We start from the raw sequence: 21125 nt of genomic DNA on the forward strand, positions 1-21125 counted from the left end.
GGATTCAGTTCCGGAGACCGTTGCAGGTATCTTCTGCCTGTAGTCGTGGAAGCGACAGACTGGGGAAGGCTACTCCTGACTGGCAGAGCTGCTCATTACAGACTGCTGTTCCGTGGTTGACATGTCCTGTTTTTGTCTGACGGCCATGACAACTGAAACAGCAATGATGATCAGTCCGATCAATTCCGGTGAGAAAAACAAGATCCAGACTAGCCCCAGAGATAATAGAGTCAAAGCAGGATGATAATTGAGCCATTCGGCTGCCCGCGATTGCACTATTTTTCCCAAAACAGGGAGTAACACGAGGAGACCGACAACCGCCAACAGCAGATTCAGGTACAGGTCAGGAATAATCCAGGCAGAGAGTGGCTCTTCTTCGGGCTCAAAGCTTCCGGTCCTCGAGAAATAGTGCACCTTCTGCTCTGCTACCGGATTTAGTTTCTGATGAAACTGAGTAAAAAACGAGGGAGTTTGTAAAATCATATCATCATCAGATCTAACATATTGTTTGAATACAAAGACCCGATCTTTTAATGCAGCAAAGCGATTTAACGTCTCACTGATCCCCTGGCGATTCAGATCGGGGTCAGCCACAATCAATTCCAGCTGCTTTAGCGATTTGAGAATTTCCTGCCATACAGGTTGTGAAACATTACTCTGATCGGCCAGTTCAAGTTCCACCTCTGCGATTTTGAGTTCCGCTTCCAGTTGATCAGCAAAGTAGGAAAAGGCAGTGACATCCTGTGAGAGGAATGTCCGATGATGATTTGATGAAATAATTTGAATTAAATTATGTGTCAATGGAAAGTTCACTGGCTGTGGTACCTGCAGCCAGGCCTTTTCCAGGAAATATTCATGTTCAATCTGGTACGACTCCCAAAAGAGAGTCAGTTCATAAAATTTAGGTCCTCCGTTCAACGGAATCGCCAAGGTTCCGTCTTTCTGTTCAATCGTAGTATCATTTTCACCATTGATCAGTACAGCCATCAACTTCGTTTTTCCAGGCCAGCTCATTTTCAGAGAACGACTGGTCTGATTGAACAGCTTAATCTGAGTCAGCCCCTGAATGACTTCCGGATTGCTTAAGATAATTTCTGATTTCATTAAGGGAATAAACTCTTCGCTTGCGACATCTGTATCGCTCAATGTCGAAATCATTTTCCAGGGTGGGTTGCCGGTAAGATAAACACGTTCCTTACTGAAATCAGGAGAGATATCACACCGTGCCTGAACCCAGTCTGGAACCTTATCCGGCTGAACTATTTTTCGTTTCTTTTTATCGGAGATCTGAAATTCCAGCTGAGAGGATAACAGAAGGTACTGCTTTTGGAGTTTGGAATTTTCCAGTGTGACTGGTGCAATAACCAGTTCATGAGCAGGCTTTAACAGTGTCGCTCTCACAGTAATACTTTTTTCCTTTGTTCTGGAGTCTGATGGCTGTAAATCAACCAGCAGCGATCCATCAGCCGCAAGTCCCGACATTTCAAAAGGCATGCCGTCGATTGAATAATTCTCAGCATATTCTTTGGGGATTATCAGAGTGATCTGCATTTCGGGATCGGGAACCGAAAAACGTAAAGTCTGTGTCACTTCAATCCTCTGATCTTCGAGCGCATCTACCATCGTCAGAGAATCTGCGGTAATGAGCATGTTATGAGGTTTGATTGAAAGTTCAATTAGATCACCCTTGGAATCGATCGCCTGAAAACGACCAACGGCGGTAAGATGCTCGACCGAAACCGGCTGGGCTGCAGCATCCTGAATCCGCTGGAAATTCGCCGAGATCAATTTGACTTCGATCTGTGGCTTCTGATAGAGAGTCAATTGAGAATCTTCTATTTTCGTCTGTTCGATCTGAATTCCTGTTATCTTCAGATCCCCCATTCTGCGAACGGGTAACCACCCCTTTAACGTCAGATCCTGTAATCCTGAAGTTTTGTTTTTGAGAAACAATGTGATCTGATTGCCGGCACGATGCCAGTGCGCCAGCCGTTCCACATCCTCTTCTTTCACCGAAAGTGATTCGATTCGGAGTGCAGCCGGAACTGTGAGAGTATGTCGAAATGCGGGTGCCTGACTGATTCGCAGTTCTGCTGAAAAGGTCCAGTCAATACTTTTCTGATTGATCACCAGTGACTGGCTGATTCGGGCAGAGCGATCTGGGTTTTTTGATTTCAGAATCAGTGAGATGGGCGCTGGCTGATTCATTTGAAATAACAGAGTCGCGGACTTCAGTATGTTATCTTCTGGCTGCCGACCCGGTGCTTTCGCAGAGATCGTGGTAACGCCTTCAGGCAACGTCCCCGACTGTTCCACTTCGAACTCCGGCCCTGTTCGCACACCCATTTGCTGCGATATGATCTTGACTGTTGCCTGCTGGGAATCAATTTTATCCGATCCAAAATAAATGGGAGGGATCGTGACTTCTTTTAAGGATTCGCTTGAAGGAAATTCAAAAACAGCATTGATGATAAATTCACCTGACTTGGATTCCGATAATTCGAGAAGCAGATCTTCATATTTATGATCGGCTGTCGGGTTCAAAGCCGGGATGACCGAAATACCAGGCGACTTCACGCTACGGACAATCATACCTGCAGGAAGCTTCCAGGAAAGATAATCCACTTTGCCATTCAGAACGTTGTATTTCACCTGTGCATCCAGGCGTGTCATTGAGGACGAAACCTCTGCATTGATGAGGATCGTTGCTTCCAGGTGAAGGGGACTGACTTCAGAACTCTGTCCCGTAAACCATTTCACCTTCAGCTGAGAATTTTCTTTCAGATATGTGGAAAAGTGCTTCTGTCCCGACAACTGATATCGGGAGCTGCCTGTACTTTCTGAAAGTTCAACTAGTTGAACCGCATCATGGAAATCAAACGAGAAATAATTGGTCGCCAGGGAAGGAATCGAGAGTTCAAACTGACCGCTGCCTGCACTGAGTTTCACGGCAGGGTGCAGGACCAGCTCAATGCGATGATCCTGGTAGTCATAATCGAAAACGGGCTTTCGTGCCTCAACAGGAGCGTTTTGATCTGAGGAGACGGGCGATGTTTCACCTCGTAGATTACTGACATTGACCAGGATACTTTGTCCATCCGCCGCCAGTAATACTGGCACCACTATCCCATCGACTCTGCAGGAATCCGGCCCGCTGAGATTCCCGCCATTGATAGGCAGTCGGATGGTTGAAGAAGTTCTGACAACGGGAATTTTCACACGGAAGTCGGCCTTCACCGTCAGTAACTGATTGTCGCGTATTTCACCTGCATATTCCGCTGAAGTCAGCAGATAGTCCGGCTGCTCGGGACCTGCTACAAATTCTTCCAAAGTCTGTAAAAAACCCGGTGTGAGATAGGCGAATGATTCTGAACCAGCGCGGGCACTGTCTGGTAGCAGCACAGTTTCGGTGCGAACCGCAGTTGATTGATTTCCGCCTGAGGAAAGATTTGTTACTGGTGAGGTTTGCGCATACCCTGTTACTGTGAGCCCCAGCATACCTGCCAGCAGCAGGCGTGCAGACATGGAAATGGAAGATAAAGAGTGCTGATAGGCTTTGGTACTTTCATCTTCAATCTGTCGCTGGGCTTCCTGCCTGAGAAATCGGCGCGGAATCAACAGGACAATTATAATTCCTGACAGACAGCTACCGGAGATTTCAGCCCAGGCAAAAGGAAAGACCCAGGAGAGAATCGCCGAAATCAGGATACCCATAATGCAAAGCTTGTCGCGCCGTTTTACATCCCAGATTCGCAGCAGTAGCCCGCCGGTTACCGTTAACAGCAAAACAACCCAGGACAAAAGTCGGACATTCCCCACATTCGCAATTTCCAGAACACCTGACTTCACCGGAAATAAAACAACGGCATCCCACTCTGATCTGCTGAAACCCTGTCCCTGCTCCGGTTTTCCCAGGACACCCAGAAAACGTCGTGTAAGGGATTCTTCAGGTAGAGATTGCTGCAGAACCATATTCAGCGGGCCCTGCATCAGTTGAGTCCCCGCAGGAAGCACAAAATTCCAATCGGTTTCCAGAACACGCTGGCTGATTTGAGGAAACGGGATCTGACGTGTCGTCGTCAGAAAATCCGCACGGGAGCTGGTCTGGTACTGGATCGTAATCTGGTAAGAATCCAACTGGTCAAACAGTGGAATCAGATACTGCTTCTCTGTTTCAACGGGAGTAATTCTTCTTCCATTGACAGTTGTCGAAATCAGCTTCACTTTTCTCGGAAACCGAAATAGAAATTTATCATCAAAAGTTTTGGAGAGATCCAGCGAAATGGCAGCTTCATGAACATCTGGCTCTCCATTGCCGTGCCCGAACCGGGAATGAATGCTGACAGTAGCGGTTCCCTGGTCCAGGCTGTTTTCCGGCATTTCAGAAGAACGGGTAATCGTTAATGCCCCCAGCGGTTGTTGATATTCCCATTCATAATTGCGCTGATTCCGGGGAAAACTGGATCTGGCTTCACTGTCCGGAGGAAGCAGGAGACCTTCTGTCTTCATTCTCAAATTGAGTTCATTGGAATTCAGTACCCGCACGATTCCCTGAAAGGGCTGTGCCTGCGGTGCATATACCAATGAAGCCCGGACCGTTTTCAGGAAAGGTCTATTCCGTTCGCCTCGTATCTCAAGCTCTTTAAAAACTGGTGCAGGAAAGGAAAGTTCCCACAATTCTCCCAGATTGGGAAGATACCACTTTTGATGTTCGGAGACCGGCAGTTTCTGAATTTTGAGTTTCGCCTGCAGGCTGGTGTCGGAAGGCAGCGTCCATTCCAGTGGATTCCCTTCTTCTGACAGGTAAACCATAACGCGCTGAATCCCTCTGGCCGGTGGCACACAATTCAGGATGTAATTTTCCTGAATCAAGTCATCATTGAGGGCCAGATAAGTGCTCGCATTCACTTGAAATGTCTGTTCCATGCTGGATTGTTTGAGGCTTCCCCAGCGGGCTCCGGAATAAGGTGAGAGGTGAAAGAACCTGGAACTCTCCTGCACGGCGGCAGGGAACTTCCAGTTTTTAGGTAATTCACTGGCAGCCAGATCTTCGACTTCTTTATCAGGATCAAATTGCAGTGCTAACTGGTTTGGTGCTGAGAGTTCCAGAATTCGATCGACGCTACTGCACCCCAGAGGTCTGATACCGGAAAGCTCAATCTGTCGATTGGAATCAGGCACAAGACGGCGTGCCTGGATTTCCAGAGTATAAGGGGCTTCAGGGGAAACAGAGACCGGCAAGCGAATACTCAACTTCTGCTGCTTATCACTTTGTTCAACATCCCACAAGATGGCTGCCGAGTGTGTCTCTGCCGGACTGCTGACTTGAGTAATTTCCCAGCCTGAAGGAATCATTGATTCCAGTCGATAGGTCGAACCAGCAGCAGACGACCAGTGAATTCGTGAAGTCAGTTTCCAGACCTTTTCTTCCACCTGTATCAGACTGTGAACCCGGGCAGAAAGATTTAACTCCGGTAATGCCAGTCGATAAACCAGCCTGGCATCGGGTGCATACTGCTTAAAATCATAGGCTTCCCCCTGCTCTTCCTGTATCAGCACGCCCGTCTGTCTCAAGTCCGTAAAACTGATCGCATGAGTCTCCAGTGGCGATGTAATATCAAGATGAATCGTGCCACCGAGAAAGTGTGCCTGCTGCAGTTTGAGCCGGGGAATCACAACCGCAGTATCCAGTGAAGGTGATGCCAGCGCACGAACAGACAAGGGGCGCCCAATGCCGATCAACGGGTCGATCAAATCGACGGTCATCAGAGTTTTATCTTTGGACTTCACTATTTCAAAAGGAAGCGCCAAGTCATTTCCCAGTGTCACTGAATAGATGTCATATTCCGCAGGAGCCGAAAACACCAGTTTCTGAACGGGTGTATTGAGTACCTCTATCTGGAAGTCTTCCCTCAATCGTAATCCATCTTCACGGATCCCTGCCTGGGCAAATTGATGGTAGAGGATTTGAGTCGGTGTATTTTTGAGTTTATCTGCCTGATGAATAATGGCCTGAAACTGAGACTGCCCCCCCAATTCGACCTGCCAGAGATCATTATCTGAATCTTTGATCTGGCGAGGGCCTGTGACATACCCGACTGATGTTGTTAATAACATTCCCCGTGGCAGCTTCAGTTGTACTCGAGAGACAACTGTCTCGGGTAACTGGAAAGTAAATTCCGTTCTTTGTGGAAGCTGACGTCCTTTCAGACTCCATTGTCCGGTGAGTGCTTCGCCAAAATGATCAACCAGCAGAAGAGTTTTCTGATCTGGAGCAAGCCCCCAGACGGCATCCTGGCTTCCCCATTTCATCTGATGAACAGCCAGGTTCAATTTGGAAAGATCAATAAAGCCGGGTTCATTGCGGGAACAGTGCATGACATACTTCAGTTCCCCGTCAACCAGTTGATCCCCCTTTAGAGTGGCAGTATATGTCGCTTCCTGTATCCAGGAATTGGGAGGTGAGTTCTGCTTGAGAAGTGCCTTTTTTTTCAGGAGCTGATACTTTTTCAACGGAACAGGAAACCAGTTGCCTTCAGGCCAGCTGGAAGTATCGCTGCCGGAAACACTGGTTTCTTCAATTCGCAATGTGGGAGACAGTTCCCAGACGGGATTGTCAGCTGCTGCGACTGTGTTTGGCTGAAACAGACAGCAGAGCCACGCGATGCCGATTCCGTAAACCAGGGCATTACGAAAACAGCTGTTGTATTGATTCCCATTCATCGATTCGCCCCGGCTTCTGATGACGAGACTGGTTTTTCAACCACTTCAGAACCGGGACGGACTGCGGTAATATCTTCAGGATCGACTTCCGAAGGACGGATACGTTCTGAAATTGAAGGGGGTGGTATGAAATCACTGGGTGCAGACATTGTCAACAGTTTCGACTCTCGACGCTTCCTTGATGTTCCATTAATCATCGCGGCCACAATCGCCAGCAGTAATCCAAATACAGCAGGTTGGAGAAGTACTTCTACCGGAGCGGTATACCAGAGTGCGACAGCAGAAACAGCGGTAATCATCAGCAGCAGGACCAAAGCACTGCGCAGTACTGAGATACTCATTAAAATGAAGCCCAGCAATAGTGCGGTTCCTGCTCCAATGAACACAATCATGGATCGGGATAACGCCTGAAACTGCAGCGAGGTTGCCGGTCCCAGTCGATAGAACTGATAGTCGTTGGCACCTGGAAACTCTTCGGATTGGGGAGGTGAATTTTTCAGTGCCACCGGCATTTCATCCTGGCCGTAGAACTGTCGAGACCAGAACAGTCCCTGATTTTCCCAGCGGAACTGAGGTGTATATCCCATCGGAATCGTAAAAAGATGCTGGTTGTTAGGCAGGCTGATTTTCCACATGGTTTTTTCGATCCACAGATTGTCTGCGAATTCTGCAGCAGCAACCGTCAGCGGTTGAAACTGAGAGTCACGTTGATGTTTCGTGGACCCATAGTCGATCGTCAGGATATTCTGTTGATTTTCCTTTTCTTTGGGAGAGGGCAGGACCAGCTGGTACTCCTGCGTCTTGCCCTGTTGCAGACTGCCGGTCACGCGCTGGTCGTTCCACCAGATGTCATCAATTTTAATGGCTGCGTTTTCCGGCATGCGAAAGGTTAATGTTCTAGGAGAGACCGGAAATTCATACTGAGCCCGTGCCTGGTAGGAACCGGTCAAATCCAGGCTGCATTGAATCCAGGCCTGACTGATTGAATAGGCAAACTGTAAACCGGATTCATTTTTATTCAGTTTGAGACTGATGTCTGCTTTCGGATCGACGGCTCTCCAGAAGGCGTTATTATTCATCGCCAACTGTTGCTGCCAGGCTGCATCCAGGCTTTCAATTTCCAGATATTCGGTATCTTCCTCATCCATCAGAGACAGTTCAAACTGGCTCTCGGAAAAAGGAACATCGTCGGAACGAATGAGTGGAACATGGAGCTCATCGGGAGAATTTTGCGGCAATAAATAGACAGCAGTGATTTTGACCAAACCCAGTTTTTTGCTGCGTAACGAGAGACGGGCATTTTGCACGGGATCTGTTTCATCAGAAGTCCAGGTAGGAACCAGCGGATTCTGTTCATTGTCCAGATAGAAATTGACTCTGTTTTTCAAAGTCAATGGAACGCGTAGCCTGATCTCAGACAGCGGTTCATATTCAATCTGATACTGAATTTCCTGTTCGACCCGCATTTCAGCACTTTCTATTTCCAGAAGTGCAGAACTTATGGCAGTAATCTCCTGATTGTGAATGGAAACCACAGCCGAAAACTCATTGGCACCGGGTTGAATCTGGTATTCGTTTTTACGGAGATTCATGACTTCGACAGGTAAGGTAAATTGTCCCCCTTGCGCAACTGGAGTGGTAAGTACCTGAGTTTTCGGTGCAGGAGTCAGATCCGTCACAACGTTCGTATCATTGACCACGACCAGGGATGTTGGTGACAGACTGGGCGCTTTAATTTCCGGCAGGGAAAAATTAAAAGGTTCCTGATCCGCGATGACCGGACGACGGGCTCGGAATGTAATTTCAAACTCACCTTTGGAACGCTTCAGCAAATTGATATTGATACGTCCCGGCTGCGACTGATTGATCTCAATCGCTTCCGTTAGAGATGGCTCCTGCATGAGTTCCAGTTCCCAACCCTCTTTGATTCGATCGGGCCAGTTGAGAGCCACCTGATCCAGAGCTCCCTGAAAAACATTGATCTGCACGCGCGCTTCCAGTTCGGCCCGGTTGCCAAACATCTGTACCAGATAAAATGGCCTGGCTGAAAAATAGGGTTTGACCCGCTCGATATTCAAGGGAAGTTGAAATGGCTGATTCAGAAAGCGATACGAACTATCCAGATCTTTCTGGTTCGCCTTAATCTGATACACAGATCGATTCTGACCTTCCGTACGGAAAATGCGATAGCCATCCAAAGTCTGGATATCAATCAATCCTGTCTGACGCTTGGCACGACTGACTTCAAACCCGTCAATCAGAAACTCTCCCTTTTCTTCGGGAAAATCTCGCTCCAGGGTCCACTGCAGTTCGATCGGGCCAACCGTCGGTTCGATCAATGAAACGTCGACGATGTTATCCTTCAGCAACTGATGACTCTTGTAGCCTTCACACTTTACATCCAGCAGACGGAATGATTTGGGTAACTTGACCTGCACGGTCTGGAAGCTGCCTGTTAAGGCCTTGATGGATTGCGAGGCATTGAGCAGCACAGAGTCGGATGTAAAGTCTGTCGTCAGCAGTGTCTCAGCCTGCAGGACCGTTTCTACTTTCTTCTCATCTGGTATGGGTTGCCAGGAAAGATCCAGCTGATCCCCCAGCCCAAACATCTCCACCAGACTCTGATCATCCGAGATTGCTTTTTTGGAAACCGCCACACCGGTTGGCACTTCCAGGCTGACCTGGGGCAGCGGAATGGTCAGTTTTAAATTACTGACTGCGGTCTGCGGGAGCACGAGTTGCAGACGGCGGGAGGGTAGCTGCTGTTTGAGTGAAACACTCACGGTCAGGTTCAGTTCGTGCGTGCCTTTCCCCTGAAACCACCAGAGATACCCTTCTGTTCGATTAAAGCCACCCGGACTTGATTCCCCCTCCCCTTTGTAACTGGTTTTAAGAAAGATCGATTCATTCAGTTTAATGGGGACACGAATCCATTTTTTTTCTTCATTGATCAATACCACGATCCGTACATCAAGAACAGCACGATCGTCTTTAATATTTCCCTCGAGTGAAACTGACGAAACAGCGTATGCCGGTGAGCGTTCGACCTGGCGCTCCTGTTTCTGTTTGAGATACTCCAGGATCTGATCCAGGCTGAGATTCGGGAATGGGAAATATTGACCATCATCCCCTTTGATATACACTTCCTGCTTAGCGGTTCCCTGAGGAGTGCTACCGATATTCTGTTTGAAATCAGTGCCTGCTGGCTGAGGATCGGCGACGGTACCACTTACTGCAGGTTGAGCAGTCTGATCTGGATTTGATGGTGAACCGTTCTTTCGCTCGCCCGCTGGTTGCAGACTGTTTTTCTCAGGTTGAGTTGACTGGGCGTAAACAGAATCACGCGTACCTTCCACGCAGAATGCAAATAGCAATACCAGTCTCAGCGCGACTGAGATGAAACGTGCAAGATATGACATAATTGCTAATAGAACCCAGTCTTAGGGAACAGATAACTTCTGATTGAATTCGACCACCCGATTGATTCTGAGCAGGGTGCTACGAAATCATGACTGACAGTTTCCTGGCAGACTCAAACCATACCCTTATGTACACAACCCGACCCTGTCTGTGTTTTTCTCACTGCTTCTATCATACGTCGTATTTTGGGCACATTAAAGAAGGAATCTCGAAGCTGACTAAAAAAGCGTCTCAGTTAACAATGCCTGCAGGGCAACATGAATGTTTGTGCCGTTCGTGGCCAAAATACTGGGAGTTTCAATGGTAAATTCCGCATTTTCGATCGAAGTAACCGCTCCCCCTGCTTCACGGCAGATGAGAACGCCCGCTGCCATATCCCAGGGTTTCAGATTACTGGACCAGTAACCTTCTATTCGACCGGCTGCAACGTAGCATAAATTCAACGCCGCCGAACCTGTGCGCTGCAGAGTCTGCGCTTCAGGCAGAACTCGTAAAAACCGGTCGATGGCGATATCGCGGCCTGTGACTCCTACCGGTAAACTGGCTACCAGCATCGCCTCGTCCAGACTGAGAAAACGGGATGGCGTAATGGGAGCCCCATTCACTGTTGCCCCGCGTCCCTGAAATGCAGAGAACATTTCGTCCCGATTCGGATCATAAACGACTCCCAGAACAAGCTCCCCCTGGTGTTCGAGTCCAATGGATACGCAATAATACGGGAATCCATGCACATAATTGGAAGTCCCATCCAGAGGATCAATAACCCAGCGATATTCCGAATCGCCATCCTGCCGATTCAAACCTTCCTCCCCTAACATGTTATGTTCGGGATAACATTCGCTGATATGGTTCAAAATCGCTTTCTGTGAAGCGAAATCCGCGTCTGTCACCAGATCGGCACGGCCTTTTTCAGAGACCCGAAATTCGTCGACCCAGTCCAGCAGACATTGGGCTCCTCGCCGGGCAGCCGTTTCAGCAACATCAAGTAATTCTGTTGAATTCAAAGTTCATCCTTCCTTGAAACACCTGTGAGCGCTCTGCGTGATGCATAAGCGTCTGTGTCTGTAATCTGTCTGATGCGCGGAAACAGAAAACCAGAGAAAAGTCCCCTGACAGGTTAGTCTCTGCGGATCATAGCGATTCTCCTGATAAAGCTCATTTTAGGAATCATGGAACGGTGCGCGAACCGTGAACCTCTTGAAATCAGAATTCTTTCGACTCTTAACTGAAATTTTAAATCCCCTGCACGGTCGCGCTCAAACGTTGTAAACAGACAACACTCATAAGAGTTTACAAAGCGAGTTGTGGTTTATTTCTCTTGAAGTGTTCCGGGAAAGTCTGTTCGCTCCAGTATGAGGTCTACTGCGACGTATCATCAAACAGATTGCGCTGATAACCGGCATTACCAGCGTTGTATCAGTTATGACGGTTCCAGGACTCATTGTTGCATTTAGAAAACAGGGAAACAGCAGAGACTGCGTTTTTTTTCAGATTGAAAGTATCTGTCGGGAAACGTGAGGTATATTTTCAACACCTGCTGTCAGGTTCAGAATAAATTCACCAGATAACGTACCTGCCCTTACCGGCAGAACTTCCATCACCAGATAGATTGATTGAAAAGAACAGCAATGGATTTTCAGCTCACACAAACTTCACTGTATGTCATGGCAATCAGCGTGGGGATCTTCACCGTGATCGCTGCGATTACGGATTACAAAGCCAGAAAAATCTATAACGTTTTGACGGTTCCCTTCTTTGTATTAGGCATCATTTACCAGCTGGTATTTAATGGCTGGGAAGGCCTGATGTACGGCGGGCTGGGATTCCTGGCAGGCTTTGGTTCTTTCTTTCTGATCTGGATCGTCGGCAGTGGTGCTGCAGGTGACGTAAAAATGATGGGAGCACTATCGATCTGGCTGGGTTTCAAAGCAACGATTGCCGTCATGATCATCGGTACGCTGTTTGTATTAATCGGCTCCTTTGCGGTGCTCTTCTGGAGTGTTGTGACACGGGGTGCACGTAAAACCAAAGAAACATACCTGGCGACAGGCAAAGCATTGAAGAATAAAAAGAAATACAAACCGGAAACCATGGCACAGAAGCAAAAGCGAGGCCTGATGCCGTTCGCGCTGCCTGTTGTGCTGGCGACATGGAGTGTCACCACATGGATGGTGATCAAGTCGGTCGTACTTTAAGCCGGCAGATATCGAGAAACAAAACACCAGAAATACTGTTGAAAGCAATTCCGCGATGAAAGTCAAACGAGTTCAACATAATTCGAGACAGCCAGAACGCCGCGGGTTCCTGAGTATGGAACTCGCACTGGTGTTACCGATTTTCGGTATCGTGCTGTTCGCGTTATTAGAATTCACACTCCTGTTTTATGCGCGGGCGGATGTCGTTGAAGCCAGCCGCATCGGCGCCCGACTGGCGTCACTACCGGGCATCACCCAGGAGAATGTAGAACAGGAAGTATTAAAAATTCTGCCTCCACAACTGGGGCAAGGCGCCGTCATCCAGACAGAGATGGGAGAGCATCCCGGTGATGTGGTGATGGTGGCCGTCAGTATTCCGATGAACCTGGCTTCGCCGAATCTGCTGTGGCCGATCGGATACGACTTACACGGACAAAATTTGTACTCAGAAACAAGGATGATCAAAGAGTGATTTGTTTCACGAAACGACTCACACCTTGTTGATTTGGAAATAATCGTAAAGCCCTCCGACGATTCAACAGGAGGGGAAACTGGAAGCCGGGCAACCGCTCAGCTTCACCAAGTTACGGGAGATTGATCCGGTGAAAAGCCTGACCCCTGCAAAAGTAACACTGTTGATGTTTGGCGTCTTCGGTATCCTGATTGCAGCCTATATAGGAAAACGATTACTGGCCGGCAAAGAAGAAGCGCCGCCGGTTGCCACACGAAACATTCCCATGGCGATCAGTGAACTGGAACCAGGTACCCTGGTAACCGATGAGCATCTGGGTCTGGGGCCGATTGCACTCAAAAATCTAAAACCGGAAATGATGACATCAAACCGTGTTATCGTCGGTCGTATCGTCAAGGAACGCATTCCTGCCGCGACCCCGATATCAACCGGTCAGTTATACCCGGCTGGAGAGACACCGCCAATAAAGGTGGAACCAGGTATGCGCGCAATTTCTGTATCTCTGGAATCTTCGGTCGATCTGGTCGATGGTCTGATCAAACCAGGTGAGTATGTCGATGTCCATATGACACCCACCGGCATGAATAATGACAAACGTTTAAATGGTGGGATGACTCTCACCCTGTTTAACGGCGTCCGCGTGATTGCCATCAATCGCAGTTACACTCAAAACAGCAGTTCACGGCGTGGTACGAATGTCACACTGGAACTGACTCCCGAGCAGGCCAACATCATGATTCTGGCCCGTGACCGTGGTGAAATCACCATGAGTTATACACCGGAAGGAAAAGGGGATGGTGGCGTTGCCGTCAGCAGTTCTGAAAAAGCCACTCTTTACGAAATCCTCGGATTGAAGGCTCCTGAAAAACCAAAAGAAGAAGAGCCCCCCAAACCATTCGTGGTGGAAGGTTATTATGGTTCCAGCCGCAGTGTGAATAAATTTGATCGTAATGGATTACGAATCGGCGACTATGACAGTTACCGTCGCGGTGGAACCGGTGGATTCAACTCGGGTGGATACCTGAACCCTCAATGGGGAAATGGTGGTGGATATGACAGCGACAGTGGTTCTATCAGTGCCCCTGCCGGTCCTTCCAATTCCAACTCTGATTCCAACGGACCAACGGCTCGAAGTAATCCGAACCCAGGCGCCCCTCAGGGTGCTCCGGGCGGTCAACCTGGCCCTTACGCCCGCTCATTTTCGTTTCCGCAAAACCAGACTGCAGGACGTTAGAGAATCAGGGGTTTTAATACCAGCGTGTTCGTTCTGTTATTGAAGACTGAAATTCAGACTTATGAAACGTGTCCCGAAAATCCAGTTCACAAGATCGTCAGCTGACGCACGCCGTGGGGTCATCACCCCTCTGGCAGCGATTGTGCTGCTTGTCGTCATGACGGGTATTGCGCTGATTGTGAATCGACTGTGGCTGGATGCTGCCTCTCTGGAAGTCACCACTTGTGTAGAGACGGCGGCACTGGCAGCAGGACATGAGCTGGTTTCTGATGAACTCCTCAAAGAAAAACCCGACTACAACCTGCTGATGGAACGGGCAGAAACAACCGCCAATCAGGCTCTGAAACTGAATACTGTTGCCGGTCACCGAATTGGCATCAATCTCACCAAAGGGGATAACTTACTCTTTGGGAAGTTAATTCCTGTTGAAGAGACGGGCTTGAGAAAGTTTCTGCAGACGGATCACGAACCGCAGAGTATTCAGATTAAAACTCATCATTCCAGCCGCCTGGCCAATCCGGTTGCCGATTTCATGGCGGACCTGACTCGCACTGATCTGGGTAAGACCGGCGCGCAAATCGAAGCGACTCTGGACAATCATGTGCTGGGGGTTCGTCCCTTTGAAAATGTCCCGGTGCCCGCCTATCCCCTGGCGATTTTGAATGACGATCCGACAGGAAAGCATACGGAAACCTGGGAACTCCAGATCAACCAGAAGCGAGGTAAAGACGAATATCGATTCGACCCCGAGACAAAAACAGTCAGTCGCGGTTCGGATGGTATCCCGGAAATTATTCTTACCGGAAAACCACGACGCGGTGAAATCACGGATGCGAACATGCAACTGCTGGATTTCGGTTCTGATTTAAAATCGGAACCGCTGGTTCGTCAGATCCTGTCAGGAATCACCAGAAAAGACTTGAAACACTTTCACGGGGAACTGCTGTTTAACGGCCCCCCTCTTCCGGTACATTGCAGTCCGGACTTTGAAAATGGGGAACAGGATGCCTTCCAGGACATGACGGGGCAGTGCCGTATCTGCTTTTTGTATGATCGGGTAACTGCTTCCAGTCAGAAATATGACGGAACGGCAGACTGTACGAATCTGGTCGCCGGGCGAGTCATGGCGGTCCAGAGAGCCGATAACCAGACTACTAAAATCATCCTGCAACCCGCAGTCATCACAACACGTACCGTGATTCTGGCGCAGCCGGAAACAGCGGATCCTGCTGAGCAATCTAAATCAGATCTGAAACAGACAGCAGACCCACAAAAACCAGTAACCAATAAATACATATACAAGCTTTATCTGACCCGTTAAGGGTGGAGAGTTCCATGGTAATACAGAGCGAAACAAGTGTAGCCAGTCCCAATGCTGATGCGAAAAAAGCCTTCCAGAGATTGAAGACTCAACTGCATCATCAGATGGTGGACGCTATCGATTTTTCCAAGGCGGGAGAACTGCCTGAAGAAGATCTGCGTATCAAACTGCGTGGTCTGGCAGAACATCTTTGCATGCAGCAGGATATTGCCCTCGATCAGACGAACCGCGATATCATGGTTCGGGAAATCCTTGATGAAATTTATGGATTCGGTCCTCTGGAACCCTTGATGAGTGATCCGGATATCAGCGACGTGCTGGTCAACGGAGCCGATCGTGTGTTCGTCGAGCGTAATGGTCTGCTGGAAGAAACCGATATCAGTTTTGCTGACGATGAGCACTTATTGCAGCTCATTCATCGTCTGGTCGGGCGAGCCGGTCGTCGTATCGATGAAGTTTCGCCGATGGTCGACGCCAAACTTCCCGATGGTTCCCGTCTGAACGCGGTGATTCCTCCCCTGGCATTAAAAGGCCCGACACTTTCCATTCGTCGTTTTCGAACCCAGGCTTTGTTATTTGACGACATGGTCAAAAAACGATCACTGGCGCCGGATATGGCCCGATTTCTTGAAATGGCCGTTCATGGTCGCCTCAATATTCTGATCAGTGGTGGTACCGGTGCCGGTAAAACCACGCTGCTGAATAACCTGAGTCGTTACATTTCGGGGAAAGAACGAATTGTAACCATTGAACAGACCGCGGAACTGCAACTCCAGCAGCCGGATGTCGTATCACTGGAAGCACGTCCTTCCAACATTGAAGGTCAGGGGGAAATCAACCAGCGAGACCTGTTGAAGAACAGTCTGCGAATGCGTCCTGACCGGGTAATCGTCGGGGAATCGCGAGGCGGTGAGGTACTGGAAATGCTGCAGGCGATGAATACGGGTCACGATGGTTCGATGAGTACCGTACACGCCAACGACACCCGCGACGCGCTGGACCGTCTGGAACTGATGATCGCATTGTCCGGTGCAGAACTGCCTAACTCGATTGCCCGCCGTTATATTGCTTCCGCGGTTCACCTGCTGGTACACATCAGCCGTCTCCCCAATGGTGAGCGAAAGGTAATGCGTATCTCGGAACTGATTGGTTTTCAGAACGGCGAATACATGGTCGAAGACCTGTTTGTCTTTCGTATCACCAGTGTGGAGAAAAATGGTCAGGTCAATGGTGCTTTCTATGCAACCGGACATCACCCTGTTGCGATGAACTGGTTAACGCAGACCAACTTCGATGACTGCGAAGATCTGTTCCACGCCCGTGAACTGAAACTTTCTGATGATTCATCAGAACAACAGGATGAACAGGAGCAATAAGCATGGCCACTGATGCCGCTATTAAAACGAATAAATTAGACGATTTTTCGGAGATCCTCCGTGATCGAGACCGGTACGCAGTCAGCGATTCAAAGCAGCTTGGGAACCGCTTGAATGGCGGTTTTGATGAGTTGATCACACACTCTGGTGTTGATGCCAATCCAGGGGTGATCCTGTTTCTCTGCCTGATGAGCGCCGCTCTGACAGGTGGCCTGATATTCATTCTGCAGGAAAACTTTCTTTCCACCTCCATTTCCTTCATGGTGGGTGGAATGGCTCCGATCGCCTATCTGATATTCAGCAGATCACGCCGTCAGAAAAAGATCAATGATCAGCTGTCCGACATGATTGACGAACTGGCACGTGCTGCTAAAACGGGCCGCAGCCTGACACACTGTTTTATCAGCGTTGCAGAGAAAACACCTGCACCACTGGGCGATGAACTCAAGGAAGCATCACGTCGTTTGCAGATGGGAGTTTCCATGAAGGCCGCATTGGACGGTTTATATGAGCGAACAGGGGTTGCAAGCCTGAATATTCTTTCAATGGCATTGATTGTCCATCAGGAAACCGGGGGGGACCTGGTGAAAGTTCTGGAACGTCTGGCGCGAACCATTCGCGACCGGGTATTGTTCCTGGGACGCCTGCGTACTGCGACTGCCGGTAGTCGAGCCACAGCGGTATTGATGATTTTGCTGCCGCCACTGATTTTAGCGTTTTTCATTTTACGGGACCCGACGTATTTGACGACCTTGATGGCCTCTTCCTGGGGGCGTGGTGCAACATTTACCGCTATCGCACTGCAGGTAGTTGGCTCTCTATGGGTCTTAAGAGTATTGAAAACCAGTCAACGAAGCTGATCACAAAGATTTTATTAACACCTGCCAGATACTGGCGAGGGTAATCCCATGTTTACACCAACAATTACAATTTCCATCTTTTACACCATCTGTGGTCTGATCATCTTATGGATGCTGTATCGCATCGTCCGTAAACGGAAACCACAGAAGGAAGAACGAGAACAGCAGCCAGCAGTTCCGCTGGAAGTCGAGAAACAATCAGAGGCTGCTTCACTGGCTCCCTCAGCAAGGTCTGCCAGCGCTACTGCAGCGACCTGGGAACATCGCCAGCTGTTTTCTGCAATCAATTCAAATCATCAGACCACTTCCACACTGCCACACGTCGAAGCGGGTGATGTGCCCTCCATGGGTGGTGATGATTATGTCTTCGGCTCTGCGACCCCTGCCCTGGCTGAGATGATGCCTGAGTCGGAAGGACGTCGTGCTCAGACGAAAAAAGAATTGCAGGCAGCCGGATACTACCAGCCTCACGCGTTACATAATTTCTCTGCCATCCGATTTCTGTCGATTGCCGGGACATTGCTCTTTTTCGGTGTTCTCTTACTGATTGCTCCCGAGCGTTTTGAAATTCCGATTCTGGCAGCCATGCTCATCGTGCCGGTCCTGGTCTGGGCGGTTCCATTCCTGATTGTCACCGGTAAAGCATCTGACCGTAGAAGTGAAATCGAACAGGGAATTCCCGACATGCTGGACATGTTAAACATGTGTGTGTCGCAAGGGATGACTGTTCCACACGCCTTAAAGAAAATTATCGGAGAGTTGACCAAAGTCTATCCGGCGCTGGCCCATGAACTGAAAATTGTGATCGAACAATCTTCGATTGGAACGTTCTCACAGGCACTCTCTAACTTCAGTAGACGTATTGACGTACCGGAAGTGCATTCGTTCGCCGCTCTGCTGATTCAGACAGACCAGATGGGTACGAATGTGACATCCGCCCTGCAGGAATACAGTGATAACATGCGAGAAAGTCTGTCACAACGGGCAGACGAAAAAGCCAACAAAGCGACATTTAAACTGTTGTTCCCCACGGTACTCTGCCTGATGCCGGCAATTTACATCTTTCTGCTCGGCCCCGCGATTGTGGAACTTTCCGACTTCTTCCATTCCGGAGGTAGCGACAGCTTGAACACTACCACCGATATGTTCCAGCAGGTTGGTGGGCCCTAATCCCTGGCGGACAACCAGCTAATATAAAAACATCCTGACGGCAACTGCTGTCAGGATGTTTTATTTTGAAATCAGGTTTGCCTGGAATCAGACTTAAGGCAGTTCCCAGTCCTGTCGATATTCACGACCGAGAAGTGCGTTGGCCTGTTCATTACCGATAATTTGATTCAGGCGTGTATCGAATTGAATTTCCTGCCCCGCACGAAACGCGACATTTCCCAGATGGCAGAGTGCGCTGGAGACATGACCGATCTCAATATCCGAAGTCGGCGTTTTGCGGGTTTTAATACAATCGATGAAGTTTCGATGGTGTGTTGTCGCCTGGTCACTGGTCCCGGAAGTCGCGGCATCTTTCTGATCGTAAACTTTCCAGCCCCCTCGATCGACGACCAGCGTTCCCTTATCCCCATAAAATGCGGCCGCTGCATTTCGTCCTTCCATGCCATGGGTACTCCAGAGACGATGTTCCCAGACAATTGTTTTGTCAGAGTAACTATACTGGACTACCTGGGTGTCCGGGGTTTCCTGATCATCGTTAAAGAAATATTTTCCACCTGACGCGGAGATTCGCTCTGGTAATTCCACTCCCAGTCCCCAACGGGCAATATCCAGCATGTGGACGCCCCAGTTCCCCATTTCACCGGTCCCATAATCCCAGAACCAGTGCCAGTTATAATGAAAGCGATTAGGATTAAAAGGACGGCTGGCAGCGGGTCCCAGCCAGAGATCATAATTCACGCCAGCGGGAACAGTGGTATTTTTCTTTTTACCGATCGGTTTGCGGCGATGGATTATCCAGGCTTTGGCCAGCTTGACTTCACCCAGTTTCCCACTCCGAACAAAATCTACTGCTGACTGAAAATGGGAGCCACTACGTTGATGGATACCGGATTGAACGACGCGCTGGTATTTTCTGGCAGCTTCGATAATTTTCAAACCTTCGTTGAGATTATGCGAAACAGGTTTTTCCACGTAGACATCCTTCCCCGCCTGGCAAGCCATGATTGCCATTAATGCATGCCAGTGATCAGGCGTGGCTATCACAACGCCGTCAATCTCCGGATCATCCAGGACTCTACGGAAGTCGGTAACAAAATCGGGAGCTGCTCCTTGCCCTTTTTCGATCGACTTGATTGCCGCGGGTGCGACGGATTCATCTACATCGCAGATAGTCTTAATGCGCACATCGGCAAATTGTGCCATGCTGGAAGTTAGAAATTTCCCCTGACCACGTACGCCGATTCCCGCCAGTACCACCCGTTCACCAGGCGATGATTCCGCGCGTGCAAGATTACTCGCCAGACCGACCACCCCGGCTGCCATCCCTGCTGCATTGCGTGCACTACGATCCAGAAACTGCCTGCGATTGACGTCCCGTTTCAGAAATTCTTCTACGTCCACTTAAAAACCTCTTGCGTTAACTTCCGGTGAAACAGGAACTTTGAAATTTGTTCCCAATCATGGATTTATTCTCGATGACCCAGAGTCTATTATAACAGATAACAGTACTGATTAAATCCTGTCATTCTACATACATTACGCATTTCTGTCACAATTAATGAACTCCAATCGAGAAAGAGATTACAGTCGACAGTCGTTTTCAGAGGAATTCCAGTTCTAATGAACCAGGAATGAATCCGTGGCGATTTTACCAGTCGCTATGTTAGTCCAGTAAAGAACTTGCAGCATGCCGATTAAATTTCGATGCCAACATTGTGATCAATTGATGGGAATCTCACACTCCAAAGCAGGAGAAGTGGTAGATTGTCCTACCTGTGGATTATCCGTACGCGTGCCCGGTCTGGATGGGGAGGTGGCACCGATTCCGAAACCTCGCCTGGACCTGAAAGATGCAGAACTGGCCAATGCCCTGGACGAACTGGCAGCGATTGGCGCCAATGTCACTGTTGATAAACAGAATATCTCTGAGCATAGACACGAATCCCTGTCTTCTGCAGCTCCTCCACCCCATTCGGAGCAGACTCCGATCCCTGAAGAAGCATTCAAAGCGATTCCGGTCAAATCGATACATACCTCAGAGCCTCCACAGCAGTTGAAACCTGCTCATGTTTCGGAGCCCCCTCAAAGACAGGCGGTCCCCATCAGTCAATTACAGGCAGAACCTGCGAATCAGGTCGAAGTCAACCATGCTGAGGAACTCTCGAATCTGGCAGGACTCGCTCAGAAGCGAGCCGCAGACATGCTGGCAGAAAAAAAGAGAAACAAATTGAAACGCCCTGTCCGGTTTGAGTTACCAACCATCACCTGGGTGATCATTCTGCTCACCTTTGGCGCATTGACTTTTTCTGTCGGTTTGCTTGTCGGACGGAATGTCCTGTGAAACCAGTGACTGC

The 21125-nt window shown here is 49.0% G+C and carries 12 protein-coding genes; 8 read left to right on the forward strand and 4 right to left on the reverse strand.

The genetic code is table 11. The annotated features are described in order from the left end of the window. Positions 1-69 precede the first annotated feature (69 nt). From ACN0YH_RS15870 to ACN0YH_RS15880, 3 genes are all read right to left on the reverse strand, one after another. Positions 70-6723, reverse strand: coding sequence for a hypothetical protein (locus ACN0YH_RS15870; RefSeq protein ID WP_417380558.1), 6654 nt, complete (start codon positions 6721-6723; stop codon positions 70-72). Further along, entirely contained in the window at positions 6720-10142 is a 3423-nt protein-coding gene (locus ACN0YH_RS15875; protein ID WP_417380559.1) for a hypothetical protein, read from the reverse strand. The genes ACN0YH_RS15870 and ACN0YH_RS15875 overlap by 4 nt, the downstream gene beginning before the upstream one ends. Positions 10143-10361: 219 nt before the next feature. After that, positions 10362-11147 (reverse strand): inositol monophosphatase family protein, encoded by a 786-nt coding sequence (locus ACN0YH_RS15880; protein ID WP_417380560.1) that lies wholly within the window; start codon positions 11145-11147, stop codon positions 10362-10364. Positions 11148-11771: 624 nt separating this feature from the next. Between ACN0YH_RS15880 and ACN0YH_RS15885 the strand changes: the two genes are divergently transcribed. The 7 genes from ACN0YH_RS15885 to ACN0YH_RS15915 all read left to right on the forward strand — a co-directional run bounded on the left by ACN0YH_RS15885 (position 11772) and on the right by ACN0YH_RS15915 (position 18771). Continuing rightward, positions 11772-12338 (forward strand): A24 family peptidase, encoded by a 567-nt coding sequence (locus ACN0YH_RS15885; protein ID WP_417380561.1) that lies wholly within the window; start codon positions 11772-11774, stop codon positions 12336-12338. A 55-nt stretch (positions 12339-12393) separates the two neighbouring features. After that, on the forward strand, positions 12394-12810 hold the full coding sequence (locus tag ACN0YH_RS15890; RefSeq protein ID WP_417380562.1) for a TadE/TadG family type IV pilus assembly protein: 417 nt from the start codon (positions 12394-12396) through the stop codon (positions 12808-12810). 130 nt (positions 12811-12940) lie between these two features. Next, entirely contained in the window at positions 12941-14044 is a 1104-nt protein-coding gene (gene cpaB, locus ACN0YH_RS15895; protein WP_417380563.1) for a Flp pilus assembly protein CpaB, read from the forward strand. 61 nt (positions 14045-14105) lie between these two features. Next, positions 14106-15365 (forward strand): TadE/TadG family type IV pilus assembly protein, encoded by a 1260-nt coding sequence (locus tag ACN0YH_RS15900; protein ID WP_417380564.1) that lies wholly within the window; start codon positions 14106-14108, stop codon positions 15363-15365. A gap of 14 nt (positions 15366-15379) precedes the next feature. After that, positions 15380-16741: a CpaF family protein gene (locus ACN0YH_RS15905; protein ID WP_417380565.1), complete on the forward strand. Its 1362-nt coding sequence runs from the start codon at positions 15380-15382 to the stop codon at positions 16739-16741. A gap of 2 nt (positions 16742-16743) precedes the next feature. Beyond that, positions 16744-17601: a type II secretion system F family protein gene (locus tag ACN0YH_RS15910; RefSeq protein WP_417380566.1), complete on the forward strand. Its 858-nt coding sequence runs from the start codon at positions 16744-16746 to the stop codon at positions 17599-17601. Positions 17602-17649: 48 nt separating this feature from the next. Continuing rightward, positions 17650-18771, forward strand: coding sequence for a type II secretion system F family protein (locus tag ACN0YH_RS15915; RefSeq protein ID WP_417380567.1), 1122 nt, complete (start codon positions 17650-17652; stop codon positions 18769-18771). Between the two features lie 93 nt (positions 18772-18864). On the opposite strand, the gene ACN0YH_RS15920 is transcribed toward ACN0YH_RS15915, so the two are convergent. Beyond that, positions 18865-20172, reverse strand: coding sequence for a Gfo/Idh/MocA family oxidoreductase (locus ACN0YH_RS15920; RefSeq protein ID WP_417380568.1), 1308 nt, complete (start codon positions 20170-20172; stop codon positions 18865-18867). Between the two features lie 286 nt (positions 20173-20458). Here ACN0YH_RS15920 and ACN0YH_RS15925 point away from each other — a divergent pair, with 286 nt between their 5' ends. Continuing rightward, a complete protein-coding gene (locus ACN0YH_RS15925) occupies positions 20459-21112 on the forward strand; it encodes a hypothetical protein (protein ID WP_417380569.1) in 654 nt (217 codons plus the stop codon). Positions 21113-21125 lie beyond the last annotated feature (13 nt).

Source organism: Gimesia sp., from assembly GCF_048262075.1.
GTDB lineage: Bacteria > Planctomycetota > Planctomycetia > Planctomycetales > Planctomycetaceae > Gimesia.

Excerpts from the sequence above, each read along its gene's own strand:
- ACN0YH_RS15875 (WP_417380559.1), bottom strand. The coding sequence starts at position 10,142 with ATGTCATATCTTGCACGTTTCATCTCAGTCGCGCTGAGACTGGTATTG.
- ACN0YH_RS15890 (WP_417380562.1), top strand. The coding sequence starts at position 12,394 with ATGAAAGTCAAACGAGTTCAACATAATTCGAGACAGCCAGAACGCCGC.
- ACN0YH_RS15900 (WP_417380564.1), top strand. The coding sequence starts at position 14,106 with ATGAAACGTGTCCCGAAAATCCAGTTCACAAGATCGTCAGCTGACGCA.
- ACN0YH_RS15915 (WP_417380567.1), top strand. The coding sequence starts at position 17,650 with ATGTTTACACCAACAATTACAATTTCCATCTTTTACACCATCTGTGGT.
- ACN0YH_RS15910 (WP_417380566.1), top strand. The coding sequence starts at position 16,744 with ATGGCCACTGATGCCGCTATTAAAACGAATAAATTAGACGATTTTTCG.
- ACN0YH_RS15885 (WP_417380561.1), top strand. The coding sequence starts at position 11,772 with ATGGATTTTCAGCTCACACAAACTTCACTGTATGTCATGGCAATCAGC.
- ACN0YH_RS15870 (WP_417380558.1), bottom strand. The coding sequence starts at position 6,723 with ATGAATGGGAATCAATACAACAGCTGTTTTCGTAATGCCCTGGTTTAC.
- ACN0YH_RS15905 (WP_417380565.1), top strand. The coding sequence starts at position 15,380 with ATGGTAATACAGAGCGAAACAAGTGTAGCCAGTCCCAATGCTGATGCG.
- ACN0YH_RS15925 (WP_417380569.1), top strand. The coding sequence starts at position 20,459 with ATGCCGATTAAATTTCGATGCCAACATTGTGATCAATTGATGGGAATC.